Annotated in this window: 13 protein-coding genes; 7 read left to right on the plus strand and 6 right to left on the minus strand. The window is 48.9% G+C overall.

Annotated elements, in window-relative coordinates:
* Complete coding sequence (locus tag H7R39_RS01650; RefSeq protein WP_185897688.1) at positions 1-1590, minus strand: ABC-F family ATP-binding cassette domain-containing protein; 1590 nt, start codon at positions 1588-1590, stop codon at positions 1-3.
* Between the two features lie 148 nt (positions 1591-1738).
* On the opposite strand from H7R39_RS01650, the gene H7R39_RS01655 reads away from it, so the two are divergent.
* From H7R39_RS01655 to H7R39_RS01670, 4 genes are all read left to right on the plus strand, one after another.
* The gene (locus H7R39_RS01655) at positions 1739-2905 is read left to right on the plus strand and encodes a GGDEF domain-containing protein (protein ID WP_228724744.1); all 1167 of its coding nucleotides are present in this window, start codon (positions 1739-1741) and stop codon (positions 2903-2905) included.
* Positions 2895-3962: a GGDEF domain-containing protein gene (locus H7R39_RS01660; RefSeq protein WP_185897690.1), complete on the plus strand. Its 1068-nt coding sequence runs from the start codon at positions 2895-2897 to the stop codon at positions 3960-3962. The genes H7R39_RS01655 and H7R39_RS01660 overlap by 11 nt, the downstream gene beginning before the upstream one ends.
* Positions 3963-4209: 247 nt before the next feature.
* The gene (locus H7R39_RS01665) at positions 4210-5067 is read left to right on the plus strand and encodes a radical SAM protein (RefSeq protein ID WP_185897691.1); all 858 of its coding nucleotides are present in this window, start codon (positions 4210-4212) and stop codon (positions 5065-5067) included.
* Positions 5064-5885: an alpha/beta hydrolase gene (locus H7R39_RS01670; protein ID WP_185897692.1), complete on the plus strand. Its 822-nt coding sequence runs from the start codon at positions 5064-5066 to the stop codon at positions 5883-5885. The genes H7R39_RS01665 and H7R39_RS01670 overlap by 4 nt, the downstream gene beginning before the upstream one ends.
* Positions 5886-5992: 107 nt before the next feature.
* On the opposite strand, the gene H7R39_RS01675 is transcribed toward H7R39_RS01670, so the two are convergent.
* From H7R39_RS01675 to thiC, 5 genes are all read right to left on the minus strand, one after another.
* Entirely contained in the window at positions 5993-6685 is a 693-nt protein-coding gene (locus tag H7R39_RS01675; protein ID WP_185897693.1) for a cytochrome-c oxidase, read from the minus strand.
* A gap of 110 nt (positions 6686-6795) precedes the next feature.
* Entirely contained in the window at positions 6796-8133 is a 1338-nt protein-coding gene (locus H7R39_RS01680; RefSeq protein ID WP_185897694.1) for a PFL family protein, read from the minus strand.
* Positions 8134-8142: 9 nt separating this feature from the next.
* Positions 8143-8409: an ACT domain-containing protein gene (locus H7R39_RS01685; RefSeq protein WP_005871308.1), complete on the minus strand. Its 267-nt coding sequence runs from the start codon at positions 8407-8409 to the stop codon at positions 8143-8145.
* Between the two features lie 77 nt (positions 8410-8486).
* On the minus strand, positions 8487-9587 hold the full coding sequence (locus tag H7R39_RS01690; RefSeq protein ID WP_185897695.1) for an Mrp/NBP35 family ATP-binding protein: 1101 nt from the start codon (positions 9585-9587) through the stop codon (positions 8487-8489).
* The gene (thiC, locus tag H7R39_RS01695; protein ID WP_185897696.1) at positions 9577-10911 is read right to left on the minus strand and encodes a phosphomethylpyrimidine synthase ThiC; all 1335 of its coding nucleotides are present in this window, start codon (positions 10909-10911) and stop codon (positions 9577-9579) included. The genes H7R39_RS01690 and thiC overlap by 11 nt, the downstream gene beginning before the upstream one ends.
* Before the next feature lie 99 nt (positions 10912-11010).
* Here thiC and H7R39_RS01700 point away from each other — a divergent pair, with 99 nt between their 5' ends.
* Genes H7R39_RS01700 through H7R39_RS01710 form a run of 3 tightly spaced genes read left to right on the plus strand, consistent with a single transcriptional unit; the run spans position 11011 to position 14248 of the window.
* Entirely contained in the window at positions 11011-12141 is a 1131-nt protein-coding gene (locus tag H7R39_RS01700; protein WP_185897697.1) for a bifunctional 2-C-methyl-D-erythritol 4-phosphate cytidylyltransferase/2-C-methyl-D-erythritol 2,4-cyclodiphosphate synthase, read from the plus strand.
* A gap of 18 nt (positions 12142-12159) precedes the next feature.
* On the plus strand, positions 12160-13086 hold the full coding sequence (locus H7R39_RS01705; RefSeq protein WP_185897698.1) for a response regulator: 927 nt from the start codon (positions 12160-12162) through the stop codon (positions 13084-13086).
* On the plus strand, positions 13064-14248 hold the full coding sequence (locus H7R39_RS01710) for a sulfate adenylyltransferase (RefSeq protein ID WP_185897699.1): 1185 nt from the start codon (positions 13064-13066) through the stop codon (positions 14246-14248). Before H7R39_RS01705 ends, H7R39_RS01710 begins: the two co-directional genes overlap by 23 nt.
* Positions 14249-14575: the final 327 nt, after the last annotated feature.

Raw genomic sequence — 14575 nt, forward strand, 5'->3', positions numbered from 1 at the left:
TTAAGCCGTCGCCCCCTCGTTCATCGCGGCGTATTCTTCAAAAGTGCCCTTAAAATCGACGACCTCGCCGTTTCCTTTTAGGTGGATGATGCGGTTAGCGAAGGCGTCGATGAGTTCTCTGTCGTGGCTCACGCAGATGACGTTGCCGCCGAATTTATACAGCGCTTCGCCTAGGGCGATGATGGCTTCGAGGTCGAGGTGGTTGTTTGGCTCGTCTAGTACGAGCAGATTGCCGCGCTCTAGCATCAGGCGGCTTAGCATCAGGCGGTGTTTCTCGCCGCCGCTTAGGCTACCGACCGATTTTTCCTGTTCGGCGCCGCTAAATAGCATCCTGCCCAGACACTTGCGGATCTCGTTTAGGTCCTTATTGTTTTCGTCTTGCAGCCACTCGTAGAGTTTGAGTTCGCCGGTGATTTTGTTTGTCGTGTCCTGCGCGAAGTAGCTAGGCTCTATCGTCGCGCCCACGTGCACGTCGCCGCTATCTGGAGCCACCTCGCCGATGATGATTTTAGCTAGCGTGCTTTTGCCTACGCCGTTTGCGCCGATGATAGCGACTTTGTCGTTCTTTTCGAGCTTGAAGCTAAAATTTTCAAACAAAACCTTGTCGTATGTTTTGCTGATGCCGCGCACCTCTAGGATCTCGTTACCGATGTCGCGCTTGGTGCGGAAAAGTATGCTAGGATCGCGTCTGCTTGATACCTTGATCTCCTCGATGTCGAGTTTATTTAGCTGCTTTTGGCGGCTCGTGGCTTGGCGGGCCTTACTCGCGTTTGCGGAAAATCGCGCGATAAATTTCTCCAGCTCCTCTTTTTCTTTTAGCTTTTTGTCGCGTTCCATCTCGTGCTGTTTGGCAACCAGCGTCGAGGCAATGTACCAGTCGTCGTAGTTGCCCGCAAACTGCCTGATTTTCTTAAAATCCACGTCTAGGATGTGCGTACAAACCGCGTTTAAGAAGTGGCGGTCGTGGCTGATTAGCACCATCGTGCCCTCGTGGCGGTTTAGCTCGTTTTCTAGCCACTTTATGCTATTGATATCAAGGTTGTTCGTGGGCTCGTCGAGGAAAAGAATGTCCGGCTTTGGAAATAGCACTTGAGCGAGTAGGACTTTAAATTTATCCGAGTTTTCGACCTCGCTCATCGGCTTTTCAAAGTCGCTAAAGCCAAGCGAACTTAGGATTTTCTCGATCCTAACCTCGTACTCGTAGCTAGGATCCTCCTCGGCGCTTATCATCTCAAGCTGCGCTAAGCGGTCGTTTACGGCGTCGGTAAACTCCTCGCTCATGTAGAGTTTCTCTTTTTCTTTTACTGCGTCGTAGAGGCGTTTGTTGCCGTATAGCACGGCGTCCTTGACGCTAAAGTTTTCAAACGCGAACTGATCTTGCCCTAGCACGCCTACTTTTAGCCCGTTTTCGATGACGATCTCGCCGCTGTTTGCTTCGATCTCGCCTGCAAGGATTTTTAGAAACGTCGATTTTCCCGCGCCATTTGCGCCGATGAGTCCGTAACGATTGCCACGAGTGAGTTTTAAATTTACGTCCTCAAATAGCAGCTGTGCGTTAAATCTCATCAATAAATTTTTGACTTCAAGCATATTTACCCTTAAATTTTACTTTTAAAATCCTAGATTGTGCCAAAAAATCGTTTAAAATTAGTATAAACACTTGTCTTGGATCAAAAAACTTTTAAACAAAAATGTGATAAAATGAGCCAAAATTTATAGAAACGGAGCTTTTTTGCTTATGGCCGAAACGGCGCGAAAAATCTTGCGAAAAAATTCGCATGACGAGAGAGAGTGCGAAAAAAACGGTAGCAGATTTAAAGAGCTAAAAGCTCTGGTACAGATGGCAAAATTTGAGCAAAGCGCTGAGGAAAAGGCGCTTGCAGCGATTGCTCTTCCGCTACTTAGATTTTTTACTTGCTTGCAGATTTTTTTACTATTTTTCGCTATTTATGCGCGCGTGCCGGCGCCGTTTTTGGCTGCTTATATTTTTTTAGCGACGGTTAGCGTTTACGTAATGCTTTGTCACGATGACGATCCGGGCTTTGCGGCAAATTTTATTCATCTCACGGTCGTATGTCACGGATTTTTGGGCGTATTTTTATACGGTTGGGGCTGGGGCAACGAAAATTTCTTTATTTGGGGTATCGCGACTAGCTATTTGATTTTTATCGGCAAAAACCGCACCGTGCTTGGCATCATCATCGCTGAAGCCGTAGCTTACGCTGTTTTGTATATATTGAGGGATAAATTCGGTATCGTGAATTTAGGCGCTAGCGGAAGTATTATGTTCGTGGTGACGTTTGCGGCGATATTCGTATCGTTTGCTCGCCGTACGAACACGCTAAACTCGGTTTACGCAAAGAGTATAAACGAGGTCGCCTCGCAAAACGATAAGCTTGAGTCCGCATCCAAATTTGATTTCTTAACGGGCCTTGATAATCGCCGTTATGCGCATGAGCAGTTTGATGAGATAGCGGAGTATTTCCCGGATCAAAAGGTGCTGGTTGCGCTTGGCGATATAGACGATTTTAAGGTGATAAACGACACGTTTGGGCACGACGTCGGAGACGAGACGATAAAGCAGATCGCGCAAATTTTACGCGAAAACTCGCGCGGCGAAAAAGACATCCTGTGTCGCTGGGGCGGTGAGGAGTTTTTACTCGTAGCTTTAGTACACGACGATGTTTCGGCCCAAGAGATGGTAAAAAGAGTTCTCAAAAATGTAAATACTCTCACTTCTCCATACGGCAAAAAAATAGGCATAACATTTGGCGCTGCGGTGTTTGAAAACGCGCGCGCGATGAGTCTAACCGAAATGACAATCGTTGCGGATAAGCTTTTATACGAGGGTAAAAGGAGCGGTAAAAACTGCGTCAAATTTAAGGGATGCGGCGATGCTGCTTAACCTTTTTGCGAGGTACGGCTTTTACGTCAAGCTTCGTGCTATGTTTGCGGCGTTTGGGCTTATTCACGCGATATATCTGGCGCTTTTTATCTACATAGATCAGCTTTTACTAGCGTGCCTAAACGTCATTAGCGTTGCTCTTTATGCCGTTTGCGTATATATGGCAAGGGATCTAAAGACGGCTGCCATAGCCGTAGCGGCGGTTAGGATCGAGATATTTGCTCACGCTTTTATCTGCACGCTCGTTCTTGGCTGGGATTACGGGTTTCAAAATATCATCTTAGCCCTCATGTCTATCGTGTTTTTCTCGAGCCTAGCTACAAAGGGCGTGAATAACTTTTTTGCGTACGCCAAAGGCGCGGCTTACCTGTTTTTGTATTTTTACGCGAAGACTCCGCCGCAGCTTGCCGGAACGCAGGCAGAGTGCTTTTATATTTTAAATTTCATCGTCGTAGCGGCGTTTATTATCGTTTTGGTCGTGGATTTTTCTAGGACTTTTAGCGCAAAACTGCGCCAGGAGATGCTCGAGCGCCAAGAGAGGCTAAGCGAACTAGCCAACAAAGACCCGCTCACCGGCCTTCTAAACAGAAACGCATTTTACGAATTTGCCGTGCCGCGCATGCAGTTTTTGAGCTGCGATGCCAGCATCGTGCTGTGCGACATCGACGACTTTAAAAAACTAAACGACGCCCACGGACACGCCTTTGGCGACGAGGCGCTAAAGATCATCGCACACGCGATAAAAAGCAGTCTGCGCGAGGGCGATCTGGTGTATCGCTGGGGCGGCGAGGAGTTTTTGATATTTTTATCGGATATAAATCTCGAAAACTCGGAACATACCTTTGAGCGTATCAGGCGCAAGATCGCCGAGACGGAGCTAGAGTTTGAAGGCAAGAGCGCTAAGACGTCCGCGACCTTTGGGCTAGTTAACTTTAACGTCAAAGCCGTAAAAGACGTGGAAACTGTGATAAAACAAGCCGATAAGCTACTCTACAAAGGCAAAAATAGCGGCAAAAATAAGGTCGTCGCTCAGGCTTTCGGTGGGGATTGTCTTTAAAAACCTACGCCGGTAGCAGATCAAATTTAATTTATCATTAGGGCTACTCAAATTTGAGTTAAATTTAGCGCGTAAAGTCAAATTTAACGAGTTTAAATTTGACTGCTAAAACCAAAAAATCTCGCAATCAAAGGCTGCCCTTGAACTCCTTTTTTGGTTGCCCAAATTTATCTAAATTTAGAGTTCAGGCTATAAAATTTCGCTAAAATCCCTCATAAAATCCACGCAATCAAAGGCCGAAACAAAAATGTGCATCGCAAAAATCCGCGCCAAAAATATCCTCTCGCGCTCCAAAATCGGCAGCGGAGGCTACGCGATCAACCCGTACATAGGCTGCCCGCACGGCTGCATTTACTGCTACGCCGAGTTTATGCGCGGCGTCACCGGGCACGAGGAGGCGTGGGGCGAGTTTTTGGACGTGAAGGATTTTGACGCGACGGGCTTAGTTAAATTTGCGGGCTTGCGCGGCGGCGAGCGCGTATTTATGAGCTCGGTTACGGACTGCTATAACCCGTACGAGGCGCGCTTTGGTGCTACGCGCAAAGTCCTTGAGGCGGTTGCGGGCTCGGATATAAACCTGCAAATTTTAACCAAATCAAGCCTCGTGACGCGCGATATAGACCTGCTGCAAACCATGCCTAACGTCCGAGCGGGCGTGAGTTTGAGCGTGATAGACGAAAACCTACGCCACACGCTGGAGCCTCGCGCAAGCTCCGTAGCAGCAAGGATCGCAGCGATAAAAAAGCTGCGCGCCGCGGGAGTAAAAACTTATATCTTCGTCGCGCCGATTTTTCCGCAGATCACGCCAGTTTTTGATATCATATCCCGCTACGGCGACGCGGCGGATGAAATTTGGTTTGATAGGCTAAATCTCTATCCGAATTTTCGCGATAAAATTTTATCCTTCATCGGGCGAAATTTCCCCGCGCTTTTGCCGCTTTATAAGCAAATTTATCTTTTCGGCGAGGACGGCTATTTTGAGCGGTTAGCGGATGAGATCGGGCTTGCTGCGCGGGAGAAATTCGGAAGCCAGAGCGGCGAGAGGGTTAGGATATTTTTTGAGCGGAGAAAATCCGGCGCAGATAAATTTGAAAGGCGAAAATGAACTTAATTTTACGGCTTGGCATTATAGTTTTGATCCTATATATCGCGCTTTTGGCGCTGCTTTATTTTTTTCAAGAGAGGCTGATATTTTTTCCGAGCAAGCTTGAGCCAAACCATGATTTTAGCTTTGACCAGCCGTTTGAGGAGATAAGACTAGACGCGGATGGCACGTGGATAAGCGGGCTTAAGTTTTTAGCGCAGAGTAGGAATGGCGGGCAAATTTACGGCGACGCGCGCGATGCGAGCGGCAAACGAAAGGCAAAAAACGGCGCGGCGATATTTTTCCACGGCAATGCGGGCAATCTGCAAGGCTGGGGCGGTTACGCACGGTTTTTTACGGATTTGGGCTATGATTTTTATCTGTTTGACTACCGAGGCTACGGCAAGAGCGGCGGCGAGATAAGCTCGCAGGAGCAGCTTTACGCGGATGCGGATGCGATGATGCGGCTGGTTTTGCGGGAGTATGATGCGGGCGAAGTTGCGGCGGTCGGATACTCGGTAGGCAGCGGGCTAGCGGCTCGTGCGGCTCAGAAATACGGCGCTAAGCGGCTAGTTTTGATCGCGCCTTATTTTAGTCTAGAGGAGCTAGCGCGAGAGAAAATGCCGTTCGTGCCGAAATTTTTAATCAAATATAAAATCCCTACGTTTGAGTTTGTCGAGGGTTTTGGCGGGCCGGTGACGATATTTCACGGCGAGCACGACGAGCTAATCGGCGTGGATAACTCGCGCAGGTTGCTTAAATTTCTAAAACCGGGAGATAAAATTTACGAGCTAAACGTCGGACATAACGATATCCTAGGCCTAAGCGAGCTTTGGTAAAAATTAGCGCAGAGGCTTAGCGAGTAGGGTGGGGTTGCGGCGGTAAATTTGACGCGGCTAGCTTAGTTAAATTTGACGAAAACGGGCGCTAAGGCCCACTTTGCTTCCTAAAAACAAAATCTCTCGTCGGCCTTGTTTTGCTTGCGCATAGCTTTAAATTTAGCCAAATTTTCATCATCCAGAAAATAATCTTTTTCTTTTTTCGCACGTGCCTCTAGGGCTTCTATTGCTTTTGCGAGCGCTTCTTTTCTATCTGCGTGAGGCGACTCAAACTCCGGTAAAAACATAGCTTCATAGACGTTTGCCTTGCTCCACTCGAGCGACTTTGCGGCGATATCTTGCTGCTTTTTGATGTCGCAAAACGCGTATGGATTTACCACGTCGCCCACTAGCTTGATAAACGCTCCTATTGCGCTTTTGACCTCAAAAAATCTACCGTCGTCTAAATTTATAATCTCCCTTAACAAGATCGCGCGATTTTTGGCGTTGTAAAACCAAAACACAGCATCGTCGCGCAGGCCAAGATCGTAAGCGCGAGCCGAAAGCACGAAAAGAGTCATCGGCGTGACCATCTGCGGAGCGTCTTGCACGATCTTTTCTGCGCTCTTAAAGTCCTCTAGCGTGCCGCTTTTTAGCAGACCGTCGATCTTGTCGTAAACCTTTACATGTTCAGCCTTGCCGGCATTTGCCGAGTAGTACGGCGTCACGTAAATATCGATGCTCGTTACCTTGCCGTCACCAGCCGCCGATGCTACCGCCGCGCCAAAACAAAGCGCCGCTAAAAAACGTAAAATTTTCATTTATAGATCCTTGACGTAAATTTTCGATGTTATTTTAACTAAAAAATATTTAAACGTCGCGTATAAATTTGAAAGTACAAAGTCCGCAAATTTGAGCGGACTTTGTAAATTTAGTTTTTAAAACTATGAATAGGCGCGGGGATCTGGCCGCCGCGGGCGATGAAGTCCGCCGATGAGTTTTTATTTACGCTCATCACGGGCGCGCTTCCGAGCAGGCCGCCAAATTCCAGCGTGTCGCCCTCTTTGCCTTTTGGGATTATGCGCACGGCGGTCGTTTTTTGATTTATCACGCCGATTGCGGCCTCGTCGGCTATGATCGCGGCGATCGTCTGCTCGGGCGTATCTTTGGGGATTGCTATCATATCGAGCCCCACCGAGCAGATTGCGGTCATCGCTTCGAGCTTTTCCAAATTTAACGAGCCCGCGCGCACTGCGGCGATCATGCCTTCATCCTCCGAGACGGGGATAAACGCGCCGCTAAGCCCGCCTACTTGGTTGCACGCCATCACTCCGCCCTTTTTGACCGCGTCGTTTAGTAGCGCTAGCGCAGCCGTCGTGCCGTGCGTGCCGACGCGCTCTAGCCCCATCTCCTCAAGCACGCGCGCGACCGAATCGCCCACCGCCGGAGTCGGAGCCAGCGAGAGATCTACGATGCCAAATTTAACCCCAAGGCGCTCGCTCGCCATTTGTCCGACGAGCTGTCCGATGCGCGTGATCTTAAACGCAGTCTTTTTCACGGTCTCGGCGACCACGTCAAAGCTCGCTCCGCGCACCTTCTCAAGTGCGCGTTTAACGACGCCGGGGCCTGATACGCCCACGTTTATGACGACCTCGGCCTCGCCCATGCCGTGAAATGCGCCCGCCATAAAGGGATTATCCTCGACGGCGTTGGCAAACACGACGAGTTTGGCGGCGCCAAGATCGGAAAGCCGCGCCGTCTCTTTGATCACGCGCCCCATGTCGGCGACCGCGCTCATATTTATGCCCGTCTTGGTCGAGCCGATATTTACCGACGAGCAGACCTTCTGCGTCGCAGCGAGTGCGGCGGGGGTGGGGTTTTTTAAAATTTTATCGCCCTTTGCGTAGCCCTTTTTCACTAGCGCTGAAAATCCGCCGATAAAGTCGATACCGACCTTTTGCGCCGCCTCGTCCATCGCTTTTGCTAGCGGGACGTAGTCGGTAGCGTTCGTCGCCGCGCCGATGATGGCGATAGGCGTTACGCAGACGCGCTTATTTACGATCGGGATGCCAAGCTCTGCTGAAATTTCATTACCGACCTTTACTAGATCGCGCGCCTTGTCGATGATTTTTGCATAAATTTTCTCCGCGGCTTTGTCGATATCGGGATCAATGCAGTCAAGCAGGCTGATGCCCATCGTGATCGTGCGGATGTCGAAATTTTGCTCCTCGATCATCGCGATCGTTTCGGTTACGTTTTTGATGTCCATATCGGGGCCTTAGATGTTGTGCATGGCGTCAAAGATCGCCGAGCTTTGGATGTTGATCTTTACTTTTAGCTTTTCGCCTAGCTCGTTTAGCTCCTCTCTTAGCGCCGTGAAGTCCTGCTTTTCCTCACTGGAAACCACCGCCATCATCGTAAAAAACTCGTCCAAAACCGTCTGGCTGATGTCGTCTATGTTTAGCCCAAGCTGCGCTAGCTTAGCCGAAACACCCGCCACAATGCCAACCTTGTCCTTACCGATCACCGTTACGATCGCTTTCATCGTCGTTCTCCTAAATTTGTAAATTTGCGAGAGTTAAAGCCCAAATTTGAGTAAATTTGGGCTTTAGATTTTAAATTTTACTTCGAGCAAGCGCTCTTGCCGTCCATCACGGGCTGGATAGACGAGTTGTCCGCGCCGCCGTCATTATTGATATTTTCGATTATCTCCCACAGCCTAGTCGCCGCTTTTTCGTAGCGCTTAGCCGTGACCGAATTTGGCTCGTAAAAGCTCACCGGCTTACCGCTGTCGCCGCCCACACGAACAGCCGGCTCAATAGGTATCTCGGCTAGCACTTCGGTGCCGTAGGCTTTTGCTACTTCCTCGGTCGTGCCTTTGCCAAATATATCATACTCCTTGCCGCTTTCAGGGCAGATAAATCCGCTCATATTTTCTATCACGCCGGCGATTGGGATGTGAAGCTTCTCAAACATATCTAGCGCGCGTTTGCTGTCATCAAGTGCGACTACTTGCGGTGTCGTGACGCACACGCCAGCAGTCACCGGTACGCTTTGAGCTAGAGTTAGCTGCGCATCGCCCGTTCCCGGAGGCATATCGAGAAACAACACGTCTAGCTCGCTCCAAAATACGTCTTTTAGCAGCTGCTCGATAGCTTTCATGATCATCGAGCCGCGCCAGATGAGGCTCATGCCTTCTTCCATTAGCACGCCCATACTCATCATCTCGACGCCGTGAGTTAGGATCGGTTTTAGTTTGTTGCCGACGACTTGAGGCTGAGTACCCACTTCGCCGAGCATTCTAGGGATATTTGGACCGTAGATGTCGGCGTCTAGGATGCCTACTTTTTTGCCTAGTTTTGCCATCGAGATAGCTAAATTTAACGTCGTAGTGCTCTTGCCCACGCCGCCTTTGCCCGAGCTTACCATTACGAAATTTTTGATCTGCGGAGCGATGTTTTTACCGCTTTGAGAGTTGCTTTTTTCCTCTGGGATTTTTGGCTGGATGATGCTAACAACGCACTCGTTTGAGCCCATCACGCGCTTTATGTCGGTTCGCAGTTCGTTTGCTACGTCGGGATTTGAGCTTACGATCTCGACCTCGATTAAAATTTTCTCGCCGATTTCGACGTTTTTTACGAATCCAAAGCTCACGATATCTTTCTCAAAGCCCGGATATATCACGCCTTTTAGTCTGTTTAAGACATCCTCTTTACTTAACATTTTTCTCCTTCGTTAGATTTTTCGAAATTTTATACGCGCAAAATTTAGGCCCGCACATCGAGCAAAATTCCGCCTTTTTAAACGACTCTTGCGGCAAGCTCTCATCGTGTAGCTCGCGCGCTTTTTCGGGATCTAGGCTTAGCTCAAACTGCCTGTTCCAGTCAAAAGCGTATCTAGCATCGCTCATCGCGTGATCTCGCTCTATCGCGCCTGCTTTGCCCAGTGCGACGTCGGCTGCGTGAGCTGCGATCTTGTGCGCTACGATGCCTTCTCTCACGTCGTTTGCGTTTGGCAAACCAAGGTGCTCTTTAGGCGTCACGTAGCACAGCATCGATGCTCCGTAAAAGGCCGCCATCGTCCCGCCGATAGCCGAAGTGATGTGATCATACCCCGCGCCGATGTCCGTAGGTAGCGGCCCTAGCACGTAAAATGGCGCGCCGTGGCACAGCTCGCGTTCGATTTTCATATTATACTCTATTTGGTTTAAAGGAATATGACCCGGCCCTTCGATCATCACTTGCACGTTTTTCTCCCATGCGCGCAGCGTAAGCTCGCCTAAAACTTGCAGCTCGCTAAGCTGAGCTTCGTCAGTCGCGTCGTATAGGCAGCCAGGACGCAGCCCGTCGCCTAGAGATAGCGCGACGTCGTGAGCGGCGCAAATTTCTAAAATATCGTCAAAGGCCTCGTAAAACGGGTTTTCTTTATGATGGTGCATCATCCAACTAGCAGTTAGGCTACCGCCGCGGCTAACGATACCCATCTTGCGCTTTGCGACTAGCGGCATAAATTTGAGCAAAAACCCCGCATGTATCGTAAAGTAGCTAACGCCCTGGCGCGCCTGCTTTTCAAGCGTTTTTAGGATGTCATCCGTAGTCAAATTTTCGACTTCTTTTATGTCGTGGATGATCTGATACATCGGCACGGTGCCTATGGGGACGGTCGAGCTTGCGATTATGGCGCTTCTGATCATATCCAGATCGCCGCCCGTGCTTAGATCCATGACCGTGTCGGCGCCGTATCTTAGGCAAATTTGCAGCTTTTCAAGCTCGGCGTCTATATCGCTGCTTAGGCTCGAGTTGCCGATATTTGCGTTGATTTTGGTTTTGGCCTCCCTGCCGATCGCCATCGGGAGCAAATTTTCGTGATGGATGTTGGCGGGGATTATCATCTTGCCCGCGGCGACCTCGCTTCTAACGAGCTCGGGATTTAGCGCTTCAGCCTGCGCTACGTAGTTCATCTCGGGCGTTATGACGCCTTTTTTAGCGTAGTACATCTGCGTCGGAGTTTTGTCGGCGGAGTCAAATTTGACCCGAAATTCTTTCATGTTTCGCTCCTTAAAATTTTGGTTCTAATCTTACTCAAAAAAGATAAAAACAAGCTTTTGGGATGTATAATATCGTAACACTTCGCCAAAGGAGAAATTTTGCTAGACGTTACGCTGATAATGCTCGGAGCCGGAAGCTCCAGCCGTTTCGAAATGCCCGTTAAAAAGCAGTGGTTGCGCGTCGGAAGCGATCCGCTATGGCTCTTTGCGGCTAAAAATTTAAGCTCGCATTATGCTTTTAAAGAGATAATCATCGCCTCAAACGAGGAAAAATATATGAGCAAATTTGCCCCGTCGTATCGCTTCGTAAAAGGCGGAGCAACGCGTCAAGAGAGCCTAAAAAACGCTCTTAAACTCGTTCAAAGCGAATTTGTTTTGGTTAGCGACATCGCTCGTCCGATGATTAGCGCGGAGCTTTTCTCGCGTATAATAGGCGGCATCCAAAACGCCGACTGCGTCGTACCTGCGCTAAAGGTGCCCGATACGGTTTATCTGGGTGCGGGCGTCGTAGATAGAGAGCAGATTAAACTCATCCAAACTCCGCAGCTCTCGCGCACGGCGATGCTAAAAAGCGCGCTTGAATCAGGTCAAATTTACACCGACGATAGCTCGGCGATAGCTGCTGCGGGCGGTAAAATTTGGTACGTGCAAGGCGATGAAAACGCAAGAAAAATCACGTTTAAAGACGATCTAGCCAAAATTTGCGGCCTTAGCGCGCCGTCAAGCGAAATTTACGTCGGCAACGGTTTTGACGTGCATGCCTTTGAAGAAGAGAAAAAAGAGGGAAGTTTCGTAACAATCGGCGGCGAAAAAATCCCTTTTGAAAGAAATTTAAAAGCCCACTCCGACGGCGACGTAGCTATCCACGCGCTCATCGACGCGATACTTGGAGCAGCCGGGCTGGGTGATATAGGCGAGCATTTTCCCGATGCCGACGATAAATTTAAGGGGGCGGACTCGGCTATGTTACTAAAAGAAGCATATAGGCTTGTTCAAAGCGTCGGTTTTGAGCTGATAAACGCCGACGTCACAGTTATCGCCGAGAGACCAAAGCTTAGTAAATTTAAATCTGCGATGGAAATAAACATCGCAAATGCGCTAAATTTAACCCCGAACCGCATAAACGTAAAGGCCACGACGACCGAAAAGCTAGGCTTTGCCGGGCGGGGCGAGGGTATAGCCGCCACGGCATCGGCGAGTCTAAAAATTTACGACTGGACGCAAAAATAAAACGACGAAAGTAAAAAAATGAGAGTTTTGATAATAGAAAACGAAATCTACCTAGCCCAAAGCATCGCATCAAAGCTAGAAAATCTAGGCTACGAGTGCGAGATAGCAAGGAGCGCGGCGGAGGCGATGAAAAGCGAGCCCGAGCAGAGGGCAAAGGAGGGCGCCAAGGACGTACATTTTGACGTGGTGCTGCTCTCTAGCGCATTTGCGGGCGATGACACGCTAAAAATCATACAAAAATTTAAAGACTCCGTCGTCATCCTGCTCATCACGTACATCAGTAACGACACCGTCTCGATCCCGATAAAAGCGGGCGCTAGCGACTACATACAAAAGCCGTTTATGATCGAGGAGCTGGTGCGAAAGATCAAGCATTTCGAGGAGTTTAGGCGGCTGCAAACGTTTATAAAAACCTATCAGGACTACCTAAACTATCATTTTAAGGCCGTCTCGGCGCTAAATTTCGACTTTAAGCGCATAAAGTTGCCGCTTCTCATCAAGTGCAATAAAATGATAAACGCCGATAATTTCGTTTTTGAGTACGCAAAGGCGCTAAATTTGAGCTTCAAATACGTCCCGCTAGAACCCGGCATCGACGTAGAAGCTATCGCCGCGGCAAATCCGCGCACGCTTTTGTATTTTTCAAATTTTCAAATTTTACGTCAAGAGGCCAAAAATCAGATCATATCTCTCGCCGCTAAACGCAAGCTCATCGCAAGCTCGACCAATCCTAACGAAGAAGCGCCGATGGAGACGCTAAACATCGCAAGCGACGAGAAAAATTTCCAAATCGACGAAATTTTGACGATCGACGACTACATCAAGCACATCATCGTAAACTATCAGGACAAATACCCCGACACCGAGCTTAGCAAAAAGCTAGGCATCTCGCGCAAATCGCTTTGGGAAAAGAGGAAAAAATATGACGTCGTCAAGAAAAAATAACGCCGTTTGGATAAACGACGAGGCTTTCGGCGCGCTTGATCTCATAGAAAATCAAATTTTTAGCAAATTTAACCGCCTGATGAACGAAAAAGAGGCGAACGAGATATATGAGACGGGCTTTTTAGCCGGCGAGCCGATGCCATATACTTTCGTCTTCGCTCCGCACGGCAAGCGCAATCAAGAAACGATAAAAAACGCCTCAAAGGGCGATCATATCGAGCTTATCAGCGGCGGTAAGGTCGTGGGATATATCGAGGTCGGCGAGGTTTTTAAATTTAACGCCGAAAAAAGCTCGCAAAATATCTTTCGCGCCAACGAAGCCGCGCCCGCGCAGCAAAGCCAAAGCGGCGAACTAGCCGTGAGCGGCGAGATAAAGATCTACGACGACAAATTAGCCGAGGTAAGAAAGCTCATCGAAGAGGTAAAAAGAGAGCAAAACGTCCGCAAGGTCTCGGCGATCATGCTAACCGCGGAGCCCTTTAACCGCGCGCACGAGCGTCTGATCAGGATGACGATAGATAAGTCCGATCTGGTGTTGCTATTTTTACTAAAAAGCCACGGCGCGGACGAGATGATGAGCTTTGCGCTCAAAAAAAGCGTGCTAGAATACTTCATCCAAAACTACATCCCCAAAAACCGCCTGATCATCGTGCCTTTTGAGAACTCAAATCTCTTTAGCTCGCACCTAAATCCGACGCTAGAGTGCATCGCGGCGCATAGGCTGGGTGCGGATAAGCTCATAGTCGGGCAAAATCACGCGGGTATCGGGATGTTTTACGATCACAACGTCGCTCACACGGTGCTAGAGCGATACAAAAACGATCTAAATTTAGACATCGTCGTGCTGCCCGAGCTCGTCTACTGCGACGAGTGCAAGACGCTAGTTAGCACCAAGACTTGCCCGCACGGCCAGCACCACCACATCAAATACCACGCCCAGACGCTAAAAACATTGCTGCTAGCGGGTATCTTGCCGCCTGCGATCCTCATGCGGCGCGACATCTCGGCGATGATACTGAGCGAGCTTTTCCCGAACCGATTTGAAAATATCCAAAAGCTTTGCGACGATCTTTTCCCTAGCAACGGACTGCTCGAAAAGCAGACGGAGAGGGAATTTTACGAAAATTTGATGAAGCTTTATCAGACGACGTCGCTGACTTAAATTTGCTTTCTGAGATTTTGGCAAAAGCGGTTAGTCTAGCAGGCGTTTTTGTAGAGTCGGTAAAATTTAGTTAGTAAGCCGCGCGTCTTATATTTGCTAAATTTGAGCCGTAGGTGAAGTAAGGCATTTAGATTTGTCCCACGATACTACGGCTAAAATTCTTACGCTCAAATTTATAACCAAGTTTTTGTAAATTCGGGCTTTAAATTTACTCGCCCAGACCCGCACCGCAAAAACTCAAATTTAGTATTGTTGATTTATGGTGTTAGGCTGTGGCTTTATTGGAGAGAGACGTCGTGCCGTATTTGGCGTCAAATTTGACGTTTT

Source organism: Campylobacter massiliensis, assembly GCF_014253065.1.
In the GTDB taxonomy this organism is placed as follows: domain Bacteria; phylum Campylobacterota; class Campylobacteria; order Campylobacterales; family Campylobacteraceae; genus Campylobacter_A; species Campylobacter_A massiliensis.